19 protein-coding genes are annotated in these 21,998 nt (G+C 73.0%); 9 read left to right on the top strand and 10 right to left on the bottom strand.

Going from position 1 to position 21,998, the window contains the following annotated elements; genetic code table 11:
* Positions 1 to 66: 66 nt before the first annotated feature.
* Positions 67 to 1,323, top strand: a complete 1,257-nt coding sequence (locus KUM03_RS07755) for a maleylpyruvate isomerase N-terminal domain-containing protein (RefSeq protein WP_217246279.1) — start codon at positions 67 to 69, stop codon at positions 1,321 to 1,323.
* 42 nt (positions 1,324 to 1,365) lie between these two features.
* On the opposite strand, the gene KUM03_RS07750 is transcribed toward KUM03_RS07755, so the two are convergent.
* Positions 1,366 to 2,100, bottom strand: coding sequence for a GbsR/MarR family transcriptional regulator (locus tag KUM03_RS07750; protein ID WP_217246272.1), 735 nt, complete (start codon positions 2,098 to 2,100; stop codon positions 1,366 to 1,368).
* Between the two features lie 226 nt (positions 2,101 to 2,326).
* On the opposite strand from KUM03_RS07750, the gene KUM03_RS07745 reads away from it, so the two are divergent.
* Genes KUM03_RS07745 through KUM03_RS07735 form a run of 3 tightly spaced genes read left to right on the top strand, consistent with a single transcriptional unit; the run spans position 2,327 to position 4,779 of the window.
* Entirely contained in the window at positions 2,327 to 2,992 is a 666-nt protein-coding gene (locus KUM03_RS07745) for a DUF4097 family beta strand repeat-containing protein (RefSeq protein ID WP_217246271.1), read from the top strand.
* Positions 2,993 to 3,004: 12 nt separating this feature from the next.
* Positions 3,005 to 3,997: an ATP-binding cassette domain-containing protein gene (locus KUM03_RS07740; protein ID WP_217246270.1), complete on the top strand. Its 993-nt coding sequence runs from the start codon at positions 3,005 to 3,007 to the stop codon at positions 3,995 to 3,997.
* Positions 3,994 to 4,779, top strand: a complete 786-nt coding sequence (locus KUM03_RS07735; RefSeq protein ID WP_217246269.1) for an ABC transporter permease — start codon at positions 3,994 to 3,996, stop codon at positions 4,777 to 4,779. Before KUM03_RS07740 ends, KUM03_RS07735 begins: the two co-directional genes overlap by 4 nt.
* Before the next feature lie 65 nt (positions 4,780 to 4,844).
* On the opposite strand, the gene purU is transcribed toward KUM03_RS07735, so the two are convergent.
* Both purU and KUM03_RS07725 read right to left on the bottom strand, forming a co-directional pair.
* Positions 4,845 to 5,738, bottom strand: a complete 894-nt coding sequence (gene purU, locus KUM03_RS07730) for a formyltetrahydrofolate deformylase (RefSeq protein ID WP_217246268.1) — start codon at positions 5,736 to 5,738, stop codon at positions 4,845 to 4,847.
* A 47-nt stretch (positions 5,739 to 5,785) separates the two neighbouring features.
* On the bottom strand, positions 5,786 to 6,286 hold the full coding sequence (locus KUM03_RS07725) for a hypothetical protein (protein WP_217246267.1): 501 nt from the start codon (positions 6,284 to 6,286) through the stop codon (positions 5,786 to 5,788).
* 117 nt (positions 6,287 to 6,403) lie between these two features.
* On the opposite strand from KUM03_RS07725, the gene KUM03_RS07720 reads away from it, so the two are divergent.
* Positions 6,404 to 7,720: an ABC transporter substrate-binding protein gene (locus tag KUM03_RS07720; RefSeq protein ID WP_217246266.1), complete on the top strand. Its 1,317-nt coding sequence runs from the start codon at positions 6,404 to 6,406 to the stop codon at positions 7,718 to 7,720.
* A 39-nt stretch (positions 7,721 to 7,759) separates the two neighbouring features.
* Here KUM03_RS07720 and KUM03_RS07715 read toward each other — a convergent pair whose 3' ends face one another.
* Both KUM03_RS07715 and KUM03_RS07710 read right to left on the bottom strand, forming a co-directional pair.
* A complete protein-coding gene (locus KUM03_RS07715; RefSeq protein WP_374225275.1) occupies positions 7,760 to 9,916 on the bottom strand; it encodes a hypothetical protein in 2,157 nt (718 codons plus the stop codon).
* Positions 9,917 to 10,094: 178 nt separating this feature from the next.
* Positions 10,095 to 11,480 (bottom strand): transcriptional regulator, encoded by a 1,386-nt coding sequence (locus KUM03_RS07710; RefSeq protein WP_217246265.1) that lies wholly within the window; start codon positions 11,478 to 11,480, stop codon positions 10,095 to 10,097.
* Positions 11,481 to 11,802: 322 nt separating this feature from the next.
* On the opposite strand from KUM03_RS07710, the gene KUM03_RS07705 reads away from it, so the two are divergent.
* The 3 genes from KUM03_RS07705 to KUM03_RS07695 all read left to right on the top strand — a co-directional run bounded on the left by KUM03_RS07705 (position 11,803) and on the right by KUM03_RS07695 (position 14,943).
* Positions 11,803 to 12,456 carry a bifunctional DNA primase/polymerase gene (locus KUM03_RS07705; protein WP_217246264.1) on the top strand — a complete coding sequence of 218 codons (654 nt, stop codon included), beginning with the start codon at positions 11,803 to 11,805 and terminating at the stop codon, positions 12,454 to 12,456.
* Between the two features lie 115 nt (positions 12,457 to 12,571).
* Positions 12,572 to 13,366: an ABC transporter ATP-binding protein gene (locus KUM03_RS07700; RefSeq protein ID WP_217246263.1), complete on the top strand. Its 795-nt coding sequence runs from the start codon at positions 12,572 to 12,574 to the stop codon at positions 13,364 to 13,366.
* Positions 13,363 to 14,943, top strand: a complete 1,581-nt coding sequence (locus tag KUM03_RS07695; protein ID WP_217246262.1) for a transporter — start codon at positions 13,363 to 13,365, stop codon at positions 14,941 to 14,943. The genes KUM03_RS07700 and KUM03_RS07695 overlap by 4 nt, the downstream gene beginning before the upstream one ends.
* A gap of 18 nt (positions 14,944 to 14,961) precedes the next feature.
* On the opposite strand, the gene KUM03_RS07690 is transcribed toward KUM03_RS07695, so the two are convergent.
* Positions 14,962 to 15,855: an alpha/beta fold hydrolase gene (locus tag KUM03_RS07690; protein WP_217246261.1), complete on the bottom strand. Its 894-nt coding sequence runs from the start codon at positions 15,853 to 15,855 to the stop codon at positions 14,962 to 14,964.
* Between the two features lie 509 nt (positions 15,856 to 16,364).
* Positions 16,365 to 17,057 carry a metal-dependent transcriptional regulator gene (locus KUM03_RS07685; RefSeq protein WP_217246260.1) on the bottom strand — a complete coding sequence of 231 codons (693 nt, stop codon included), beginning with the start codon at positions 17,055 to 17,057 and terminating at the stop codon, positions 16,365 to 16,367.
* A 211-nt stretch (positions 17,058 to 17,268) separates the two neighbouring features.
* Here KUM03_RS07685 and KUM03_RS07680 point away from each other — a divergent pair, with 211 nt between their 5' ends.
* A complete protein-coding gene (locus KUM03_RS07680; RefSeq protein ID WP_217246259.1) occupies positions 17,269 to 18,024 on the top strand; it encodes an SIS domain-containing protein in 756 nt (251 codons plus the stop codon).
* A 27-nt stretch (positions 18,025 to 18,051) separates the two neighbouring features.
* Here the strand turns inward: KUM03_RS07680 and KUM03_RS07675 are convergent, their stop codons facing one another.
* The 3 genes from KUM03_RS07675 to KUM03_RS07665 all read right to left on the bottom strand — a co-directional run bounded on the left by KUM03_RS07675 (position 18,052) and on the right by KUM03_RS07665 (position 21,847).
* Positions 18,052 to 19,464: a PAS domain-containing protein gene (locus KUM03_RS07675; RefSeq protein WP_217246258.1), complete on the bottom strand. Its 1,413-nt coding sequence runs from the start codon at positions 19,462 to 19,464 to the stop codon at positions 18,052 to 18,054.
* Positions 19,465 to 19,584: 120 nt separating this feature from the next.
* Entirely contained in the window at positions 19,585 to 20,451 is an 867-nt protein-coding gene (locus tag KUM03_RS07670) for a GNAT family N-acetyltransferase (RefSeq protein WP_217246257.1), read from the bottom strand.
* Positions 20,452 to 20,746: 295 nt separating this feature from the next.
* A complete protein-coding gene (locus KUM03_RS07665; protein WP_217246256.1) occupies positions 20,747 to 21,847 on the bottom strand; it encodes a citrate synthase 2 in 1,101 nt (366 codons plus the stop codon).
* Positions 21,848 to 21,998: the final 151 nt, after the last annotated feature.

The following is a 21,998-nucleotide window of genomic DNA, read 5'->3' as shown; positions in this document are numbered from 1 at the left end:
GGCGACCCCGGCGCCCCCGGCACCCCTGGCGGCCCCGACACCCCTGGCGACCCCGGCACCCCCGACATCCCTGGCGACCCCGACACCCCCAGCGACCCCGGCACCCCCGGCGCCTCGAACGCGCCGAGAGACCCCGCCCCGCGCATACCGCTCCCCCGCGCCTCCGTCGAGGACACCGGGCGGGCGTTGCCCGACGTGGTGCCGAGCGGGCCGGTCGCGCTGGAGCACCACGTGCTGACGTCGCTCCTCGGGGCGTGGGCGCTGGCCGCCTGCTCGGCCGAGGAGGCGGCGGCGGTCGAGGAGCACATCGGCGAGTGCGCCCCCTGTGCCGACGAGGCACTGCGGCTGCGCGACGCCGTCACCCTGCTCCAGCGGCCGGAGAGCCTCGACCTGGACCCGGCGCTGCGCACCCGCGTCCTGGAGGGGTGCCTGGAGCGGCGCCCGCCGCGCATCCCCGTGCCCGAGTGGGCGACGCCGTACGACGCCGAGACCGCGCGGCTGGACGCGCTGCTGCAGGACATCGGGGACGCCGAGTGGCACGCCCCGGTCCGGCTGCGCTGGTTCGAGGCCGACGGTGCCGCGAGCCGCCGTACCACCGTCGCCGGGGTCATCGCGCACCTGCTGACGGTCGACGGGCTGGTCGCCATCGCCCTGGGCCTCGCCGATCCGCTGGGGGACATCACCGCGACCACCTCGGCGCCGGGCACCCGCACGGAGGCGTACTGGCGTGCCTCGCACTACCCGCCCACCCGTGCGGTGCGGGCGCCCTGGCGCGAGCAGAGCCACGGCATCGTCCGGACCGTGTCGTTCACCGGCGACGCGGGCGGGATGCCCGTGTCGTACGGCGACTTCGAGCTGCCGCTGCACGACGCCATGCTGGACCGGGCGTTCGAGTGCTGGGTGCACGCCGAGGACATCGCGGACGCGGTGGACTACCCGTACGAGCCGCCCTCCGCCCGCCATCTGAACCGCATGATCGACCTCGCGGCCCGGATGCTGCCGGGCGTCCTGGCCCAGCGCCGCCGGGCCGGGCTGGCCGCGCCGGGCGCCCGCCCGCACCTGGTCACCGCGGGTGAGCCGGGGCGCAGCCTGCGACTGGAGATCGAGGGCTCGGGCGGCGGCGAGTGGCTGATCCCGCTCGATTCGCCGGGCGCCAAGGGCTCCGCCGACCACGAGGTGGCCCATGTCGCCCTGGACGGCGTGGAGTTCTGCCGGCTGGCCGCGGGTCACGTGCCTCCGGCGGAGGCGGCGGCCGGTCAGGTGGGTGATCGCGAGGCGATCAGGGACGTCCTGTTCGCGGCGGCCAGCCTGAGCCGGATGTAGGGCGGATTCCGGCCACCCCGTACGGCCGGGCCCGCCCCGGGGTCACTCGGTGCTGTCCGGGGTCTTGGCGGGTGCCGTGTGGAGGACCTCGCGGGCCTGGTCCGCGGCCCGGACGATGCTCTCGGAGATGAAGTCGAGGAAGCGCGCCATGTTCTCCAGACGCTCGGCGGCCGGGGTGCCGGAGCCGAGGACGCCGACGCCCTGGCGCGCGGTTTCGGCGATCTGCAGGGTGCCGCGGGCGCTGGCGACCATGGACTGGTACCAGACGTCGTCGTCGATGACGTAGCGCTCGCGGCGGGACTCGTCGCGTTCCCGGCGGACGAGGCCCTGTTCGTCGAGGAACGCGACCGCCTTGGAGACGGACGCCGGACTGACCTGGAGGCGCCGGACGAGTTCGGACGCGGTCAGACTGCCCGTGTCGCTGACGAAGAGGCAGGCCATCACCCGGGCCATCATCTTCGGCGTGCCCGACTGCATGAAGACGGTGGTCAGCGTCTCCTCGTACTCGCGCACCGCCTCGGCGTCGCGCCCGTGGGCCTGCGGGAGCGCCTGGGGTCCCCGGGGCGCGGCCTGCCTGCGCCGGTGGGCGCGGCGCTCGGTGGCCCGGTGGGCGAGGTCGGCCCGGTACGCGGTGGGGCCGCCGTTGCGCATCACCTCGCGCGTGATCGTCGAGGTGGGGCGGTCGAGGCGTCTGGCGATCTCCGCGTAGGCGAGGCCGTCGGCCAGCCCCAGGGCGATCTGCTGACGTTCCTGCTGGGTGAGCCTGCCTCCCGGCATCGTGATCTCCTTCGCGCGCTCCCTTGGTGCCGTCACTATAGCGTTCACCTTCGATCCATTGCAACGATCCAGTAGCTGATGTTGCGTTACCTCTCAACTCCGTTGCAACGAAATAGCGCCCTTCAACTGCACTTACAGCAAAAGTGCGCAACAACTCTATTGATGAGAACGTGAAGGCAACGTAGCGTTTCTCCTGTCAGAAAGACGACGAGCACAGGAGACCACCATGCAGACCTTCGACACCCCCACCCCGATCGCCGCCGTCCTCGCCATCCCCGCGGGACGCATCCAGTTCATCGCCGCCGACCGGACCGACACCACGGTCGAGGTCCTGCCCGCGAACGCCTCGAAGGGCCGCGACGTGCGGGTGGCCGAGCAGACCAGGGTCGAGTTCGGCGACGGCGTCCTGCGGGTCGTGGCGCCGGAGAACAACCAGCTCATGGGAGCCTCCGGGTCCGTCGAGGTGACGGTCCGGCTGCCGGCCGGCTCCCGGGTCGAGGCCAGGACGGCCGCCACCGAGTTCCGGGGCGTCGGACGGCTCGGCGACGTCGAGTTCGAGGGCGCGCACGGCCCGGTCAAGCTCGACGAGGCCGCGAGCGTCCGGCTCACCACCGCCGCCGGCGACGTCACGGTCGGCCGCCTGGGCGGGCCCGCCGAGATCAGCACCCAGAAGGGCGACATCCGGATCGCCGAGGCCGCGCGCGGCGCGCTCGTGCTGCGCACCCAGTCCGGCGACGTCTCGGTCGGCGCCGCCACCGGGGTCTCCGCCTCGCTGGACGCCGGCACCTCCTACGGCCGTATCGACAACGCGCTCAGGAACACCGACGGCACCCCCGCCCTGACCATCCACGCCACCACCGCCCACGGCGACATCACCGCCCGCAGCATCTGAGGAGCAACAGTCATGACCGACCTGGCCATCGCGGCGAACGGACTGCGCAAGTCCTACGGCGACAAGACCGTCCTCGACGGTGTCGACCTGGCCGTCCCCCAAGGGACGATCTTCTCCCTGCTCGGCCCGAACGGCGCCGGCAAGACCACCGCCGTCAAGATCCTCTCCACCCTCGTGACCGCCGACGCCGGCAGCCTCCGCGTCGGCGGGCACGACCTCGCCACCGACCCGCAGGCGGTACGGGCCACGATCGGCGTCACCGGCCAGTTCTCCGCCGTGGACGGACTGATCACCGGCGAGGAGAACATGCTCCTCATGGCGGACCTGCACCACCTCTCCCGCCGCGAGGGCCGGCGGGTCGCCGCCGAGCTGCTGGAGCGCTTCGACCTCACCGAGGCCGCGAAGAAGCCCGCCGCCACCTACTCCGGCGGCATGAAGCGCCGCCTGGACATCGCGATGACCCTGGTCGGCGACCCTCGGATCATCTTCCTCGACGAACCGACCACCGGCCTCGACCCGCGCTCCCGCCACAACATGTGGCAGATCATCCGCGAACTGGTCTCCGACGGCGTGACCGTCTTCCTCACCACCCAGTACCTGGAGGAGGCCGACGAACTCGCCGACCGCATCGCCGTGCTCAACGGCGGCCGGATCGCCGCCGAGGGCACGGCGGAGGAGCTGAAGCGGCAGATCCCCGGCGGCCACGTCCGCCTCCGCTTCACCGACCCCACCGCCTACCGGTCCGCGGCCTCCGCCCTGCGCGAGGTCACCGGGGACGACGACTCGCTGACCCTGCAGATCCCCAGTGACGGCAGCCAGCGCGCACTGCGCACGGTCCTGGACCGGCTCGACTCGGCCGGCATCGAGGCCGACGAGCTGACCGTCCACACCCCCGACCTCGACGACGTCTTCTTCGCCCTCACCGGCGGCGCCGCCGTCCCCGCCCAGACCGCCCGGACCGACCAGACCGACCAGACCGACCAGTCGAAGGAGACCGTCCGATGAGCAACCTCGCCCTCGCCGCCCGCGACTCCTCCACCATGCTCCGCCGCAACCTCCTGCACGCCCGGCGCTATCCCTCCCTCACCCTGAACCTCCTGCTCACCCCAGTCATGCTGCTGCTGCTCTTCGTCTACGTCTTCGGCGACGCGATGAGCGCCGGCATCGGCGGCGGCGACCGCTCCGACTACATCGCCTACATCGTGCCCGGCCTGCTCCTGATGACCATCGGCTCCACCACGATCGGCACGGCGGTCTCCGTCTCCAACGACATGACCGAGGGCATCATCGCCCGCTTCCGGACCATGGCCATCCACCGGGGCTCCGTACTCGTCGGACACGTCATCGGCAGCGTGGTCCAGTCGATCCTGAGCGTGGTCCTCGTCGGCGCCGTCGGCGTCGCCATCGGCTTCCGCTCCGCGGACGCCACCGCCCTGGAATGGCTGGCAGCCCTCGGACTCCTCGTCCTCTTCACACTGGCGCTGACCTGGATCGCCGTCGGGATGGGCCTGGTCAGCCCGAACGCCGAGGCCGCCAGCAACAACGCGATGCCGCTGATCTTCCTCCCGCTGATCTCCAGCGCCTTCGTCCCCATCGACTCCATGCCCGGCTGGTTCCAGCCCATCGCCGAGTACCAGCCGTTCACACCCGCCATCGAGACCCTGCGCGGCCTGCTCCTCGGCACCGAGATCGGCCACAACGGATGGCTCGCCCTCGCCTGGTCCCTCGCCCTCACCGCACTCGGCTACTTCTGGGCGACCGCCAAGTTCAACAACGACCCGAAGTGACCGTGCACGAACCGAGACGACCGAGACGAGACCGTCGTCCTCGCCCAGGGCCTGCCCGGCAGGCCCTAGGCGAAGACGACGGTCCGCCGGCCGTTCAGCAGGATGCGGTGCTCCGCGTGCCACTTGACCGCCCGCGCCAGTGCCTGGCACTCCACGTCCCGTCCGACGGCGACCAGCTGGTCCGGCGTGACGTCGTGGCCGACCCGCTCGACCTCCTGCTCGATGATCGGGCCCTCGTCGAGGTCCGCGGTCACGTAGTGAGCGGTCGCGCCGATCAGCTTCACGCCCCGCGCGTGCGCCTGGTGGTAGGGCTTGGCGCCCTTGAAGCTCGGCAGGAACGAGTGGTGGATGTTGATGATCCGGCCGCTCAGCCGCTTGCACAGGTCGTCCGAGAGGACCTGCATGTAGCGGGCGAGGACGACGAGTTCGACGTTCTCCTCGCGCACGATCTCCAGCAGCCGCGCCTCGGCGTCCGCCTTCGTGTCCCTCGTCACGGGGATGTGGTGGAAGGGGATGTCGTACGACCCCACCAGCTCGGCGAAGTCCGTGTGGTTGGACACCACGGCCGCGATTTCCACCGGCAGCGCGCCGATCCGGGCCCGGAAGAGCAGGTCGTTCAGGCAGTGCCCGAACCTGCTGACCATGAGCACGATGCGCATCCTCTGGTCGGCCCGGTCGATCTGCCAGTCCATCTGGAAGGCGTCACCGATCGCCGTGAAGCTGGCCCGCAGCTTGTCCACGGTCACCGGCTCGTCGGCCGAGAAGTGGACCCGCATGAAGAACAGTCCCGTGTCGTGGTCGCCGAACTGCTGGCTGTCCTCGATGTTGCAGCCGGTCATGAACAGGTAGCTCGACACGGCGTGCACGATGCCCTGCTTGTCGGGGCAGGAGAGGGTGAGGACGTACTGGTCGGCCTGGGCGGCGGCCGACGGGACGGCGGCGGAGGACTGCTCGTTCATGCAGGACAGGGTCCCATATCCGGGCCCGCCGCCCGAGCGCCGTCCCGTCAGGCGGACCGGGTCAGGATCTGCAGCAGCTCGAGCGTGCGCGGCGCCGTCTCCGGGTCCTCGCCGTCGCCGGTGGCCAGCCGCACGTGCGCGTCGCGCGCCGCCCGCACCGCGTCCGGCCAGTCCGGATGGTCGAGGTACGCGGTCACCGGCGCGTCCGGCCCCACCTGGTGCATGATCCTCAGTACGCGCAGCACGGCGGTGTCGACGAGCGCCGCCTCCTGCGAGTCCCGGAAGACCGTGCCCACGTACTTCTCCGCGGACCAGTGGTCCAGCCAGGTGTCCTCCACCAGCCGGTACACCGCGTCGGTGACGTCTCCGTAGCCGTCGACGCCGGCCAGCCAGACGTCCCGCTGGAAGGCGGGGGCGGAGAGCATGTGCAGCGCGGAGCGCACGTTGGTGCGCCAGCGCCACCACGGCATGTCGTTGAGGGGCATGCCGCCCATGGTGGAGGAGCGACGGCCGCGACGGGAAGAGTTCTCCGAACCTTGCACGGTCATCGATCGTACGTTCCCCTGTCGGCGCTCCTCACCGGCCCCCGCAATTCACCTCCGTGTCACCGCGCATTGACCGCAGGTCACCTCCAGGTTGGCCGTGTGACGGAATCGTGCGGGTACATGACCGGCAGGCGACCCATCCGCAGCAGCTTCCTCCGCCGCCCGAGCGGCCGCTCCCGGGCCACCCGCACCGGCGCACTGTCGGCGGGCGCGCTGGTGGCGTGCGTGTCGCTCGCCGTCGGCTGCGGCGTCGTCCCCGGTACCACGGGGGGCTCCGGGGACGACCCGATCACCGTCATGACCTGGGCACCGCAGGAGACGGGCGCGACCAACAAGCCGGGCATGCCCGCCTTCGCGCAGGCCTACGCCCGCTGGGTCAACGCGAACGGCGGCATCGGCGGCCGCGAACTCAACGTGCTGACCTGCAACGACCACAACGACAGCGTGGCCGCGGCCAAGTGCGCCCGCCGCGCCGTCAACGAGAAGGCGGTCGCGGTCGTCGGCTCCTACAGCCAGCACGGGGACTCCTTCTTCCCCGTGCTGGAGGGCGCCGGCATCCCCTACATCGGCGGCTACGGCATCACCAACGCCGAGTTCACCAGCCCCCTGTCCTACCCGGTCAACGGCGGCCAGCCCGCGCTGCTGGCCGGTCTCGGCAGCGCGCTCGCCGACTCCTGCGGACCCGTCGCCCTGGTCCGTCCCGACACCATCGCCGGCGACCAGCTCCCCGTCCTGCTCGACTCGGGGCTCACCTCGGGCGGGCACGAGCGTGCCGAGGACCATCGGGCGGCGGAGGACGCCACCGAGTACAGCGGCCAGGCCGAGCGGGCCCTTCAGAGCACGACCGGCGATCCGGCGGACCAGGGGTGCGTGGTGCCCGTCCTCGGCGACCGCACCGGCACCTTCATGGACTCCTTCCGCCGGGCCCGCGAGGACTACCCCGACGTACGGACGGCGACCGTGCTCGGCAGCGTCGACCAGTCCACGGTCAACGCGAGCGGCGGGGCCTCCGGGCCCTACGAGGGGGCGTACGTCACCGGCTGGTACCCGGCGGTGGACGACCCGGCCTGGAACGGGATGAAGAAGGTGATCAAGGAGGAGGCGTTCGGCGACAACGACATCGACGCGGCGGACGCCGGGGTGCAGACCACCTGGATCGCGTACACCGTCTTCAAGAAGGTCGTGGAGTCGCTCGGCGACGGCGAGGTGAGCGCCGGCACCGTACGGCGGGCCCTGGACGGCGGCCTGGAGGTAGGCACGGGCGGACTCACCCCCACCCTCCGGTGGACGTTCGCCGCCGAGCTCGCCTCGGTCGGCTTCCCGCGCCTGGTCAACACCGAGGTCACACTCCAGGTCGTACGGAAGGGCCGGCTGGTCTCCGCCCACCAGGGCACCATGGACACCACCCGCACCCTGAGCAACGCCCACGTGGCCTGAGCGGACCCCGGCCGGGCCGGGGCCGTCCTGGCCACCCGGTCAGAGCTGGGTGGGCCGGCGCTCCGTGAGGCCGTACTGCTTGGCGATGGCGTTCCAGAGGGCGGCGGCCTTGGTCTTCTCCTTGCTCGCCGTGCCGCTCGCCCGGTTGGCCTCCTTGGGCTGGGTGGCGGCCTTGCCCTTCTTGCAGCCCTTCTTGCCGGCCGTCCGATCGGCCCAGGCCGCGTAGTGGTTGTCGGCCGACGCGGAGGCCTGCCACGCCTTGGTGAGGGCGGCGGTCAGCTCGGCGTGCCGCGGCAGCTTGTCCACGGGCAGCTTCGAGAGGCTGGTGACCAGCCCGGTGCGCTGCTTGGCGGCCTCGCGCAGGTCCTTGGCCGCCCGGGGCAGGTTGTCGCACTTCTTCACATCGGCCACGGCGTTGATCACGGCGGTCCGGCTGTTGCCGCTCTGGGCGAGCAGCTTGTCCAGCTCGACGGCCTGCTGGCGGGCCAGGTCGACCGACGGCGACGGTGACGCGGACGCCGACGCGGACTCGGAGACGGGGGCCGTCGCGGACACGGGCTGGTTGCCGCCCTTGTCCTCCTCGCCACCGCCGCCACCGGCCAGCATCGCGCCCGCGCCGATGCCGACGACCGCGATGCCGACGCCCACGGCCGCGAGCAGCGGCACGCGCGAGCCGGTGCGCCCGCCGCCGGCCCGGCCGCCGCCGTCGTCGTGGCCGCCGCGCCGCCGGCCGCCACCGCCCGGGCCGTGCGGGCCCTGCGGGGCGTAGGCGGAGGGGCCGCCGCGGTGCGCGGCCTGCGGCTCGTCGAAGGCGGGCAACTGCTGGGTCGACGAAGCCGGGCCGTCGGCGCCCGGAGCGCTGCGGAAGAGGCTGTCGAACTCGGCGGGGGGCTGCCGCCCCTCGTCACCGCCGGGGGCGCCGCCGTACGGGGCCGGGGCGGCGGGGCCGCCGGGCACGGGCGCGATGAACTGCGTGGCCTCGGCGTCGGGGTTGGGGCCGGGCCGCGCCGAGTACTGCGGTGCCGCCGTGCCGAGGAACTGCGTCGACTCGGCATGCGGCTGGGCGGGTCTCTCCGGCGGCAGGGCGCCCGGGGAGACCGGGGGTATGTACTGCGTGGCACCCTCGTCGGCGGGGTTCCCGGCCGGGGGCACCGGGGGTATGTACTGCGTCGCCCCCTCGTCGGCGGGCGACGCGACGGGCGGCAGGTACTGCGTGGCGCCGTCGTCGGCCGCGGGCGCCTGGCCGTGGAGGCCGGGGTGGAGGTACGGCCCGGCCTGACCAGGCTGACCGTGCTGCCCCGACTGACCGTGGTGGCCCGACTGACCGTGGTGGCCCGACTGACCTTGAGGCACGGGCTGGCCGTGGGCTCCGGCTTGGCCGTGGTGACCCTGCGGACCCGGCTGGCCGAACTGACCGGGCTGACCCTGCGGACCCGACTGAGCGTGTTGCCCGGTCTGCTGGCCGTGCGGACCCGACTGGCCCTGGTGACCCTGCGGACCCGGCTGGCCGAACTGACCCTGCGGGCCGGACTGGGCGTGCTGACCGGTCTGCTGGCCGTGCGGGCCCGACTGAGCGTGTTGCCCGGTCTGCTGGCCGTGCGGGCCCGACTGGCCCTGGTGACCCTGCGGACCCAGCTGGCCGAACTGACCGGGCTCACCCTGCGGGCCGGACTGGGCGTGCTGACCGGTCTGGCCGTGCGGACCCGACTGGGGGTACTGACCCTGCGGACCCGGCTGCCCGTACGACGGCTCCGAGCCGTAAGCCTGGCTCCCGGCCGGTCCGCCGTACGCCTGCCCGTCGGACGACGCTCCGTACGCCTGTCCGCCGTACTCAGTGGTGGCCTGCGCGCCCTCCGGAGGCAGCGGGCCGGGGCCCGCCTGGGGCGGCAGGGCTCCGGGCGGCTGGGCGGGGCCGCCCTGTGCCGGCCAGGCGGGCGCGGCGGGCGGCTGGGCGCCGGGTTCCGGGGAGCCCCAGGGCTGGGCGGCGGGCGGAGTGGACCAGCCCTGCTCGGGCCCCCACGGCCGGTCCCAGGCCTGGCCGCCGGGTGGCGCCGAGGCGGGCGCGGGTGCGGGGCCGGCCGGCGAGCCCGCGCCGGTCAGACCCGGTACCAGCGGCTCGCCACCGTCCGAGGGCAGCACGATGCCTTCGCGCGCTTGCCGCGGCGAGGGCTCCTCGCCCTGTCCACTCTGCGTCACCGGGACTCCTACGAATGGGGGACCTTCGGAATCGTCGGCTCACGCTACCGGGTCCCCGGAGCCCACTGCCACGCCGCATGGGGCGTGAACTCCTTCCCTGTGACTGCGGTAACAAAACCGGGCCGCGGCACGCTGTTCATGGCGCTTCACTCACACCGCACCGGCGTCGCCCGCGCGTTCACGCGGCGGCCTGCAGATCCAGCCGCGCCCCGAACTCCCTTACCACCGCCTCCTCCCGGTACGGTTCCAGCCGCGCCTGGAAGTCGTCCAGGTACTCGGCGCCCCGGTTCGACCGGAGCGTCCCGAGGAGTTCCACGGCCTTCGTCGCCGTCGTGCAGGCCTGTTCGATCTCGCGCTGCTGCACCTGGGCCGTGGCCAGCAGCACATGGCCGATGGCCCGCCTGCGTGCCCGCGACTCGGGGTGCCCGTCCAGCGACTGCCGGGCGCACCGCGCCGCCGCGTCGGCCTCCCCCAGGTCCCGGTGGCAGTGCGCCAACTCGTCGGCCAGGTACGCCTCGTCGAAGTGCGCGATCCACACCGGGTCGTCCCCGGCCGCCGGTTCGGCCGCGTCCATCGCGGTGACCGCCCGCCCGGCCGCCGTGTGGGCCGCCCGTACGTCGCCCAGCAGCGCGTGCCCGCGGGCCTCCGCCGCGTGGAACATCGCCTCCGCGCGCGGCGTCACCCGCCCGCGTGCCCCCTCCTGCGCCGCGCGCGCCAACTGCGCGATCTCCCGCGGGTTTCCGAGCTGCGCGGCGAGGTGACTCATGGAGGCGGCGAGCACGTACCCGCCGTAGCCGCGGTCGCCGGCCGCCTGCGCGAGCCGCAGCGACTGGATGTAGTACCGCTGGGCGAGCCCGGGCTGGCCGGTGTCGACGGCCATGTACCCGGCCAGCTCGGTCAGCCGGGCCACCGTGGCGAACAACTCCCGTCCCACCGCCTCCCGGTAGGAGCCCGCGAGCAGCCCGGAGACGACGCTGTTCAGGTAGTGCACGACGACCGGGCGCACGTGCCCGCTGCCGTACTGGTGGTCCAGGTCCACCAGCGCCTGCGTCATCGCCCGCACCGCCGCCACGTCGGAGGGCCCCACCCGCGGCCCGGCCGAGCGCGACACCTGTGAGTCGGGGGCGGAAATCAGCCAGTCCCGGCTGGGTTCGACCAGCGCCGAGGCGGCGACGGACGACCCGGACAGGAAGTCCCGCCGCCCGACGTCACTGCGCCACAGCTCGCAGACCTGCTCGATGGCTCCCAGTACCGTCGGCGAGAACTGGAGGCCGACACCCGAGGCGAGGTTCTTGCCGTTGGCCATGCCGATCTCGTCGATCGTGACCGTGCGGCCGAGCTTGCGTCCGAGCGCCTCGGCGATGATCGCCGGTGCCCGGCCGCGCGGTTGCTGTCCGCGCAGCCAACGGGCCACCGAGGTCTTGTCGTACCGCAGGTCGAGTCCGTGCTCGACCCCGCACACGTTGACCCGGCGGGCGAGGCCCGCGTTCGAGCAGCCCGCTTCCTGAATGAGCGCCTGCAGTCGTTCGTTCGGCTGCCGCGCGACGAGAGGCCTTGCGGCCATGGCGTAACCCCCATGCGGTCTCATGCGGTCTCGATGCTGTCCCGGCGGACGAGAAGGTCCGGCCGTGAAGATCAATGCCCAGTCGATGTGCCGACAATGCGAGACTTGCGAAGCTTGCAGTGCTTGCGTTGCTTGCGAGGATTGCCGGGGTGACGGCCGACGCCGGCCGGTGTCGGCCCCAGACGTGGCTACCCCGCTCCGGCGGCGAATCCTCCCGCGCGCCCCCGCACATGCACCCATGCGCCCCGGATGCGGAATCGATGCTCCTCCCCCGCGCGCGCAAGCGCCGTAACCCCCGGTGAGCGCGGGAGTTGAGTTCCACGTGACAGAGACCATCCCCGGCACCGAAGCCACCCAGATCCCGCAGCAGCGCGGCGCCTCGCTGCTGGAGACCGCCGTACGCTACGCCGAGGAGCGCCACTGGGACGTGTTCCCCGGCACCTGGCTGGAAGCAGCCGACGGGGAGCAGCGCTGTTCCTGCGGGGACCCGGTGTGCGCCGCCCCGGGCGCGCACCCGGCGCGCGAGGACTGGGCGACGCAGGCGACGGGCAGCGCGACCGTCGCCCGCAGGATGTGGCAGAAGCAGCCGACAGCGTCGATCCTGCTGCCCACGGGGCGGACGTTCGACGCGATCGACGTGCCGGAGACGGCGGGGTTCCTGGCGCTTGCGCGGATGGAGCGGATGGAGCTGACGCTCGGGCCGGTGACGCTGACGCCGGACCGGCGGATGCGGTTCTTCGTCCTTCCGGGGGCCGCCGCCAAGGTGCCGGAGCTGGTGCGGAAGCTGGGCTGGGCGCCGCGGCTGCTCGATCTCACGGCGCTCGGGGAAGGGGCGTATGTGGCTGCGCCGCCGACGCGGTACGGGACGCGGGGGGCTGTGCAGTGGGCCTGCCGGCCTACGCCGGCCAATCGGTGGCTGCCGGATGTGGAGGAGTTGGTGTCGCCGTTGGCGTATGCGTGCGGCAGGGATCGTTAGGGGGCGCCTTCTCGTCTGCCCGGTTACTGTCCTTTGGCGGCTGCCGGTTCGTTGTGGTTGATCGCGCAGTTCCCCGCGCCCCTTTCAGGGGTGCTTCTCCCCCGTAGGGTTCAAGTTGACGGAGGGAGACGTGGTGGGCGTGAGTGTTGCCGTACGGGTGCAGGGGCTCTGGAAGCGGTTCGGGCAGCAGGTTGCCGTGGGTGGGGTCGATCTGGAGCTGCCCGCGGGCAAGTTCATCGGGCTCGTCGGGCCGAACGGGGCCGGGAAGACCACCACCCTCTCCATGGTGACCGGGCTGCTGCGGCCGGATCAGGGGACGGTCGAGGTCGTCGGCCACGACGTGTGGCGCGACCCGGTGGAGGTGAAGGCGCGGATCGGGGTGCTGCCAGAGGGACTGCGGCTGTTCGAGCGGCTGTCCGGGCGTGAACTGCTCGGTTACACGGGGCGGTTGCGCGGCCTGCCCGGTGACGAGGTGGACCGGCGGGCGACCCAGCTGCTGGACGTACTGGACCTGGCCGGGGCCCAGCACAAGCTGGTCGTCGACTACTCGACCGGCATGCGGAAGAAGATCGGGCTGGCCACCGCGCTGCTTCACAACCCCGAAGTACTCTTCCTGGACGAGCCGTTCGAGGGCGTCGACCCGGTGTCGGCGCAGACGATCCGGGGCGTCCTGGAGCGTTACACCGCCTCCGGCGCCACCGTCGTCTTCTCCTCCCACGTCATGGAGCTGGTGGAGTCCCTGTGCGACTGGGTGGCCGTCATGGCCGCGGGCCGCATCCGCGCCACCGGCACGCTCGCCGAGGTGCGCGGCGAGGCGGCCTCCCTGCAGCAGGCGTTCCTCGAACTCGTCGGCGCCCAGGGCCTGGACGCCGGGTCGGACCTGGACTGGCTGGGCGGCGGGTCCCGATGAGCGCGTCGGTCACCTCCGTCTTCGTACGGCTGAAACTGTCGCTCCTGCGCAACGGACTGCGCCAGTCCGGCGGGCGGCGGGCCGCCTACATCGCCTCCGCCGTCGCCGTGCTGCTCTTCGCCGCGCTCCAGCTGATCGGCCTGATCGCCCTGCGCGGGTACGACCACGTGGACTCGCTGGTCGTCCTGCTGGCGGCGGTGCTGGGCCTCGGCTGGGCGGTGATGCCGCTGTTCTTCCCCGGCGGTGACGAGACGCTGGACGCGACCCGGCTGGTGATGCTGCCGCTGCGGCCCCGTCCGCTGGTCCGGGCCCTGCTCACGGCGTCGCTGGTGGGCATCGGGCCGCTGTTCACGCTGTGCATGTTCGCCGGTTCGGTGGTCGCGGTCGCGCACGGCGGGGCGGCGTACGTCGTCGGCGTCGTCGGCGGTGTCCTCGCGCTGCTGGTGTGCGTGACCCTCGCGCGGGCCGTCGCCGCCGCCAACGTGCGGCTGCTGACCAGCCGCAAGGGCCGCGACCTGGCGGTGCTGAGCGGGCTGGTCGTCGCGGTCGGGGCGCAGGTCGTCAACTTCGGCGCGCAGCGGCTGGGTACTTCCGGGCTGGAGCAGCTCGACCCGGTGGCCGACGTGCTGCGCTGGGTGCCGCCCGCCTCGGCGGTCGGCGCGATGGACGCGGCGAGTGACGGGTCCTGGGGCACCGCGCTGGCGCAGCTGGCGCTGACGGCGGCGGCACTGGTGCTGCTGCTGCGGGTGTGGGAGCGGCATCTGACGCGGCTGATGACCACGCCGGACGGGTCGACGCTCCGGAGCGACACGCGTCCGGTGCGCGAGCGCGGCTCCTCGGGCCTCACCCGGCTGCTGCCCGCCGGCCGCACCGGTACGACGATGGAGCGCACCCTGCGCTACGTGTGGCGCGATCCGAAGACGAAGGCGGCGTGGGTGACCTCGCTGGCCATCGGCCTCATCGTGCCGGTCTTCAACGCCTGGCAGGGCACCGGCTCGGTGTACTTCGCCTGCTTCGCCGCCGGGATGCTCGGCATCCAGATGTACAACCAGTTCGGGCAGGACACGTCCGCGTTCTGGATGGTGGCGCTGACCATCTCCTCGACCAGGGACGCCTACGTGGAGCTGCGCGCCCGCGCACTGGCCCTGCTGCTGATCACCCTGCCGTACGCGACCCTCGTCACCGTCCTGACCACGGCGATGCTCGACGACTGGCGGACGCTGCCCGAGGCCCTGGGCCTGTCCTTCGCGCTGCTCGGCGCGATGCTGGCGACCGGGGCGTGGACCTCGGCGCGCTTCCCGTACTCCATCCCGCAGGAGGGCCACAAGAACGTCGCCCCGGGTCAGGTCGGGCTGGCCTGGATCTCGATCTTCGGCGGCATGGTCGGCGCGGCCCTGCTGTGCGCACCCGTGATCGCGCTGACGATCTGGCTGAACGTACGCGGTGACGGCAGCGCGCTGCTGCTTCCGGTGGGCGCGGTGTACGGCGCGGTACTGACGCTGGCCGGTCTGCGGCTGGCCGCGCCGCGCACGGCCGGGCGGCTGCCGGAGATCCTCACGGCGGTCAGCAAGGGCTGACGGCGGCGCCCGGTCCGGTCAGCCGTCGCGGAGGCTGTCGAGGAACGGCTCGATGGCCGCTCGCCACGCCTCCGGCTGGTCGTAGTGGACGAGGTGGCCGGCGTCGGCGACCTCCGCGTACTGGCCGTGCGGCAGCACGCGAACCATTTCCTGGGCCTCGGCGCGGCCCAGCTCGCCGTCGAGGCCGCGGACGACCAGGGTGGGGCAGCGGACCTGGGCCAGCTCCTCCCAGTGGGCGTCGTAGACCCACGTCTCGCGGGAGCGCAGCATCTGCTCCGGCTCGAAGACCGGCCGCCAGCCGTCCGGGGACTCGGCCATCACCTCGGCATAGAACTCGCCCCGGGCCGGATTCGGGCGCTCCACCCACGGATCGTCCTCGCCGAACCACTTGCGTACGTCGGCGAGGGTGGCGAAAGGAACCGGCCAGGCGCGGAACCACTCGGTCCAGGTGTGCTGGGACGCGGCGCCGAGGGCGGAGGCCCGCATGTCGCAGACGACCAGACCGCGGACCAGGTCGGGGCGTTTGGCGGCGAGCTGCCAGGCGGTCAGCGCGCCCATGGCGTGGCCGATCAGGACGGCCGGGCCGAGACCGAGCTGCTCCAGCGCGGCCTCGACGTCCTCCACGTAGGCCTCCCGGGTGTAGGAGCCCCGCGGCGGCTTGTCGCTGCGGCCGTGGCCGCGCTGGTCGAGGGCGACGGCCCGGTGACGGGCGGCGAGCCAGCGGGCCGTGGGGGCCCAGTGGGACGCGCGGCCCATCAGGCCGTGCAGTAACAGCACACCTGTGTGGTCTGCGTGGTCCGTGTGGTCCGCGTGGTCCGCGTGGTCGGTCCGGTCCGTCTTGGGAGGGTCGCCGAACTCCCAGGCCGCGAGGCGCACGCCGCCCGCGCCGGTCACGTCGATGCGTCGCGCCATGATTCCTGGCACCCCCAAGCTCCGCTCGGACCGCCCGCCCCGCCGGGCCGGCCGGTCCTGTGCACCGTGTCCTGCCTGCCGTGCCTGTCGTTCTCGCCGTGACGGGCCGTCGTCGCTCACGCCCGTCCGACGTTCGCAGCGTATCGAATGCCTATTCGAAAAGGCCGTTCCGGCGAGCAACACCCCTCGTTCGAGTGACCCCCCTCAGGGATTGATCGCCGCCGCCGGGGGGAGATCTTCAACGGGAGGCGGGCCGCTCGGGGAAAACGGTCCGAGGGGATTGACCCTGGGAGCTCGGGGCTCCGGGTCAGCACAGGGGAGGACAGGCCCCGGCGCCGCACGGCGCCGGGGCCCTCTCCGTCTCAGCAGCACGCCCCTCCCCCTCTCCGGCCGGGACGACATTGACGACATCGCTGTCACACCACGGCCCAGAGCCCTCACGTCCTATGCCTCACGCCACAGCCTTGCACGCACGGTGACCGGACGCTGCGATTCGGGCGACGAACCGGTCAGCGCTTGGCGACGAACACGTGCGAGGCGGTCTCCGACTCCAGCTCCGCCGCCTCGCCGCCGCTGCCGACCAGCACACCGCCGGCCGACTCGGTCACGCTCACCACCGAACCGGGCTGCACGCCGGCCCGGCGCAGCGTGTACATCAGCTGCGCGTCGGTCTGGATCGGCTCGCCGATCCGGCGCACGACGACCGTCTTGCCCTCCGCGCCCGGGTCCAGGTCGGCGAGGGACACCATGCCCTCGTCCAGGAACGGATCGGCGCCGTCCGTCTCGCCCAGCTCCTCCAGGCCCGGGATCGGGTTGCCGTACGGCGACTCGGTCGGGTGCCGCAGCAGCTCCAGCACCCGGCGCTCGACGGCCTCGCTCATCACGTGCTCCCAGCGGCAGGCCTCGGCGTGCACCTGCTCCCACTCCAGGCCGATCACGTCGACGAGCAGGCACTCCGCGAGCCGGTGCTTGCGCATCACCCGCGTGGCCAGCCGGCGGCCCTCCTCGGTCAGCTCCAGGTGCCGGTCGGCCGCCACGGACACCAGACCGTCGCGCTCCATCCGCGCCACCGTCTGGCTGACCGTCGGACCGCTCTGGTCGAGCCGCTCGGCGATCCGGGCGCGCATCGGGACCACGCCTTCCTCCTCCAGCTCCAGAATGGTGCGGAGGTACATCTCCGTGGTGTCGATCAGTCCGGACATACGTGCCCCTTGATGAGATTGCCGGAGGCTGCGGCCCACCGGCGCGTGCGCTGGCCCTGCACCCAATTCTGACGCATACCACCGACAACCGTGCCGCGCCGCGGAAACCCGGGCCCGCGCGGCCCGTCCGGCGGTGTCGACGCCGTATTGACACCGCACTGGTCCAGACCGCACGGTGATCCGCGACGCAGCCACACCGAAGGGGTCCCGCATGAGCGACCGCAAGCCGGCCGGCCAGTTCATCGACGCCGCGATCGACCTCCTGCGACGGGTCCGCGACGAGGAGGCCGACTCCATCGAGGCGGCCGGCACGCTGCTCGCCGACACGGTGCAGGCCGGCGGCCGTCTCTTCGCCTTCGGCGCCGGCCACTCCTCCCTCGCCGCCCAGGACGTCGTCTACCGCGCCGGCGGCCTCGCCCTGATGAACCTGCTCTCCGTGCCCGGCGTCGTCGGCGTCGACGTCATGCCGGCCACGCTCGGCTCCGCGCTGGAGCGGGTGGACGGCCTCGCGAGCGCCGTACTGGACTCCTCGCCGATCCGCGCGGGCGACGCCCTGGTGATCATCTCCCTGTCCGGGCGCAACGCGCTGCCCGTGGAGATGGCCATGAACGCCCGCGCCCTGGGCGTACGCGTCATCGGCGTGACCTCGGTGGCGTACGCCTCCGAGACCACGTCGCGGCACGCCTCCGGCACCTTCCTCAAGGACCACTGCGACATCGTGCTGGACTCGAAGATCGCCGTCGGCGACGCGGAGCTCACACTCGACACCGTCCCCGCGCCCTTCGCGCCCGCCTCCACGGTCGTCACCAGCGCCCTGATGCAGGCCATGACGGCCACGGCGGCCGCCGCCCTCGCCGACCGCGGCATCGAGCCGCCCCTGCTGCGCTCGGGCAACGTCGACGGCGGCCACGAGTGGAACGGACGCGTACTGGACCAGTACGGCGACCGGATCTTCTACCGGCGCTGAGCGGGCACCCGGCCAGGCCCCCGACCGCTACCGCCCCTCCACCGCCCCGGCCAGATCCAGCGCCGCCGCGATGCGCACCGCCACGTCCTCGGCGTACACCGCGTCCGAGCGCTCGAACGCGCTGCGCCCCGAGCCGCGCAGGAACGTCACGACGCCCAGCGTCCGGCCGCGGCTGCGCAGGACCGCGCACAGGCCGTGCACCGTGTCCGCCGGCCACTGCCGGGCCGTCGCCCACTGGCGCACCCGCTCCGCCGGCACCGCCCGGACACCGGCACTGGCCCGCACCGAGCCCGCCCGCTCCACACACTGCACCGCCGGGTGCCCCTCGCCGTACCGCACCGGCATGCCGGACGTCGCGGCCGGCACGCTCGGCCCCGGCGCACCGGACGGCGTCGCCGCGACCCGCATCAGCCGCACCGGCCCCGTCGCTTCCGGCCCCGTAGCTTCCGGCCCTGTCTCGCCCACCACCCGGTCGATCAGGGCGTGGTCGGCGAACCCGGCGAGCGCGAAGTCCAGGTGGACGACCGCGGCCTCCGCGGGGTCCTCGCACTCCGCCGCCGCCCGCGCCGCGCGGTGCAGCTGGTTGGTGCGGAAGCGCAGCAGCGCCGCCTCCTGCTCGGCCTGCTTGCCCTCCGTGATGTCCTGGAACAGCCAGCCCACGCCCAACGGCACCGGCTCCTCCGCCAGCGGCGACGCCAGCCGCACGAACCCGCTGCGCCAGCACCGGCGCCGCTCGCCCTCCGGCGTGCGCACGCTCACCCAGATCTCGGCGGGGCCGGGCGGTGCGCCCTCCGCCAGCACGTGCGTCAGCGCGCTCTCCAGCTCCTCCACGCCCTGCGCGAGCAGATCGCCGAGCGGCCGTCCCAGTACGGACGTACGCCCGGCGCCCAGGGCCCGTGCCGCGTGGGCGTTCACCACGGCCGGCCGCAGATCCACGTCCACCAGTACGACGCCCCAGCTCGCGTCCTCCAGCAGGGCCTCGCTCAGCGCGATGGAGCGCTCCAGGTCGATCTGCGCGTGCACCTCGCTGAACGCGCAGTACACCCCGGCGGGCCGGCCGTCGGGACCGCGTACGGCTGCGGACTGGGTGCGCACCAGCACCCGACCGCCGTCCTTGGTCAGCAACGCGAACTCGTGCACCTGCCGGCCCGGGGCGCGCATCGCGGACAGCAGCCGCTCCTCGACCTCCCCGGCGTCCGCCCGGCGCACGGCCCACCCGGCGAAACCCTGCCGCCCCACGGCCTCGGCCGCGCTCCAGCCCAGGATCCGCTCCGCCTCGCGGTTCCAGTGGGTGACCACCCCGTCCGCGTCGAAGGCGCACAGGGCCGCGTCCATGCCGTCGAGCAGCGCGGCCAACAGGTCCGCGCCGTCCCGCTCGGGCTGTTCCGGCTCGTCCGGCCCCAGCTCGTCGGTGGTCCCACTACGCCGGGAAGCACTCACCTGGACCCCCTGCAGGCTGCGTCACTGGCCTTCATTCAACTCGAACGTGATGCAGCACACACCGAGTTCCCACAAGATTGCGGAAATCGTTGTACTGCGGAAACTCGGCATACGCCCCCGTCATGACGGGGGCGCGGCGAGCCTCAGGTCGACCCACTCGTCGCTCTCGCCATCCAACACGTACCGCTCCCGTTCCACGAACCCACGCCCCTCGGCGAACCGCAACCCGTCACCGTTGGCCGCCAGTACCACGGTCTCCACCGCCTCCGCGCCGAGCGCACCCGCCTCGGCGATGCCCGCCTCGTAGAGCGCCGCACCGATCCCGCGCCCCCGGAACGCGGGCAGCACCCGGGCGATCACGGTCGCCACCCGCTCCTCCCCCTCGGGCGGCCGCACCGTGGAGCACCCGACGAGCACGTCCCCGAGGTAGGCGTTGGCCAGCCGGTACCGCCCGGCCCGCTCCCGCGCCTCGTCCGGGGTCATCGCGGCGGGCGGCACCACCTCGTCGTGCACGTGCCGCCACTCCTCCACCATGGCGTCCCCGGCCACGGCCTCGATGCGCAGCCCGGCGCCCGGACCGACCGGCCCGCGCCGCGCGTCCACCTCGATCTCGATCCGCATCCGCTCGTCCGCGAGCCCGCACACCATCATGGTCGCGGCCGGCCGCACCTCGCCGAACACCCGCCGCAGCACCGGCCAGCACGGCTCGAAGTCCTCCCGCGCGGGCAGCAGGTACCGCACCCGCACGACGTCCGCGAACGTGCACCCCGCCTCGGCCAGCGCCGCCCCGACGTTCCGCAGGCACTGCCCGGCCTGCTCCACCACGTCGTCGGAGATGGTCATCGACGCGTAGTCGAACCCGGTCGTCCCCGACACGTGCACCCGGTCCCCGTCGACGACGGCCCGGGCGTACCCGATCCGCTCCTCGAACGCCGACCCGCTGACTATCGCCCGCCTGACCGGCGGTCCCCCTCGGTGCCTCGTCATGGGCGGAACGGTAACCCGCAAAAAAGGCGTTGATGAGTGGGCGGCCAGTTCCTAAGGTGGGGAGCACACAGAAGGGAGGTGGTTCGGCAGATGTATGACAACCGGACGCGTGAGGTGACTGCGGGCTAGCGGCTCGCCACCACACCGAGTGCGGTGCCGGACCAGTGCGCGAGTGACGCGCGCAGCCGGCCCAATCCCAAGCAGTCACCCGACCCGCGAGTCGCCGGTACGTCCGGCCGGCTCCTCCACTGGAGGAACCAGACTCGCGGGTCGTCTGCGTGTACGGCGCGGTCCGTCAGCCCGCGATGTCGGCGTGGCCCTCGATCGCGCGCGGGTCGCGGGGGCCCGGGCCGACGTAGCGGGCCGAGGGGCGGACCAGGCGGCCGGTGCGCTTCTGTTCCAGGATGTGCGCGGACCAGCCGGCCGTGCGGGCGCAGGTGAACATCGAGGTGAACATGTGGGCCGGGACCTCGGCGAAGTCCAGCATGATGGCGGCCCAGAACTCGACGTTGGTGGCCAGGACCCGGTCGGGGCGGCGGGCGTGGAGTTCGGCCAGGGCGGCCTTCTCCAGGGCCTCGGCGACCTCGTAGCGCGGGGCGCCCAGTTCGCGGGCGGTGCGGCGCAGGACGCGGGCTCGGGGGTCCTCGGCGCGGTAGACGCGGTGGCCGAAGCCCATGAGGCGTTCGCCCGCGTCGAGGGTCTTCTTGACGTAGGCCTCGGCGTCCCCGGTGCGTTCGATCTCCTCGATCATGTGCAGGACGCGGGAGGGGGCGCCGCCGTGCAGCGGGCCCGACATGGCGCCCACGGCTCCGGAGAGGGCGGCGGCGACGTCCGCGCCGGTGGAGGCGATGACGCGGGCGGTGAAGGTGGAGGCGTTCATGCCGTGCTCGGCGGCGGAGGTCCAGTAGGCGTCGACGGCGGCGACGTGCTTGGGGTCGGGCTCGCCGCGCCAGCGGATCATGAAGCGTTCGACGACGGACTGGGCCTTGTCGATCTCGCGCTGCGGGACCATGGGCAGGCCCTGGCCGCGGGCCGACTGGGCGACGTAGGACAGGGCCATGACGGCGGCGCGGGCGAGGTCGGCGCGGGCCTGCTCGGCGTCGATGTCGAGGAGGGGTTTGAGGCCCCAGACGGGGGCGAGCATGGCGAGCGCGGACTGCACGTCGACGCGGATGTCGCCGGAGTGGACGGGGATCGGGAAGGGTTCGGCCGGGGGCAGGCCGGGGTTGAAGGCGCCGTCGACGAGCAGGCCCCAGACGTTCCCGAAGGAGACGTGCCCGACCAGGTCCTCGATGTCGACGCCGCGGTAGCGGAGGGCGCCGCCCTCCTTGTCGGGTTCGGCGATCTCCGTCTCGAACGCGACGACTCCTTCGAGCCCGGGTACGAAGTCGGACATCAGGCGGCTCCTCGTGATCGTAAGTGTGGCGACCGGCCCGTCTCGGAACACCGGATCACCGGGTCCTGTGGATCCGCGGTCGGTCGACGACTCGCGGTCCGGTCTCCGGTCATCCCTGTGATGCCCCGTTCGGCCTCGGGTCATCCAACCG

It is taken from the genome of Streptomyces sp. AC602_WCS936, from assembly GCF_019049125.1.
Taxonomy (GTDB): Bacteria; Actinomycetota; Actinomycetes; order Streptomycetales; family Streptomycetaceae; genus Streptomyces.
This window is presented reverse-complemented; position numbering and strand designations above follow the sequence as displayed.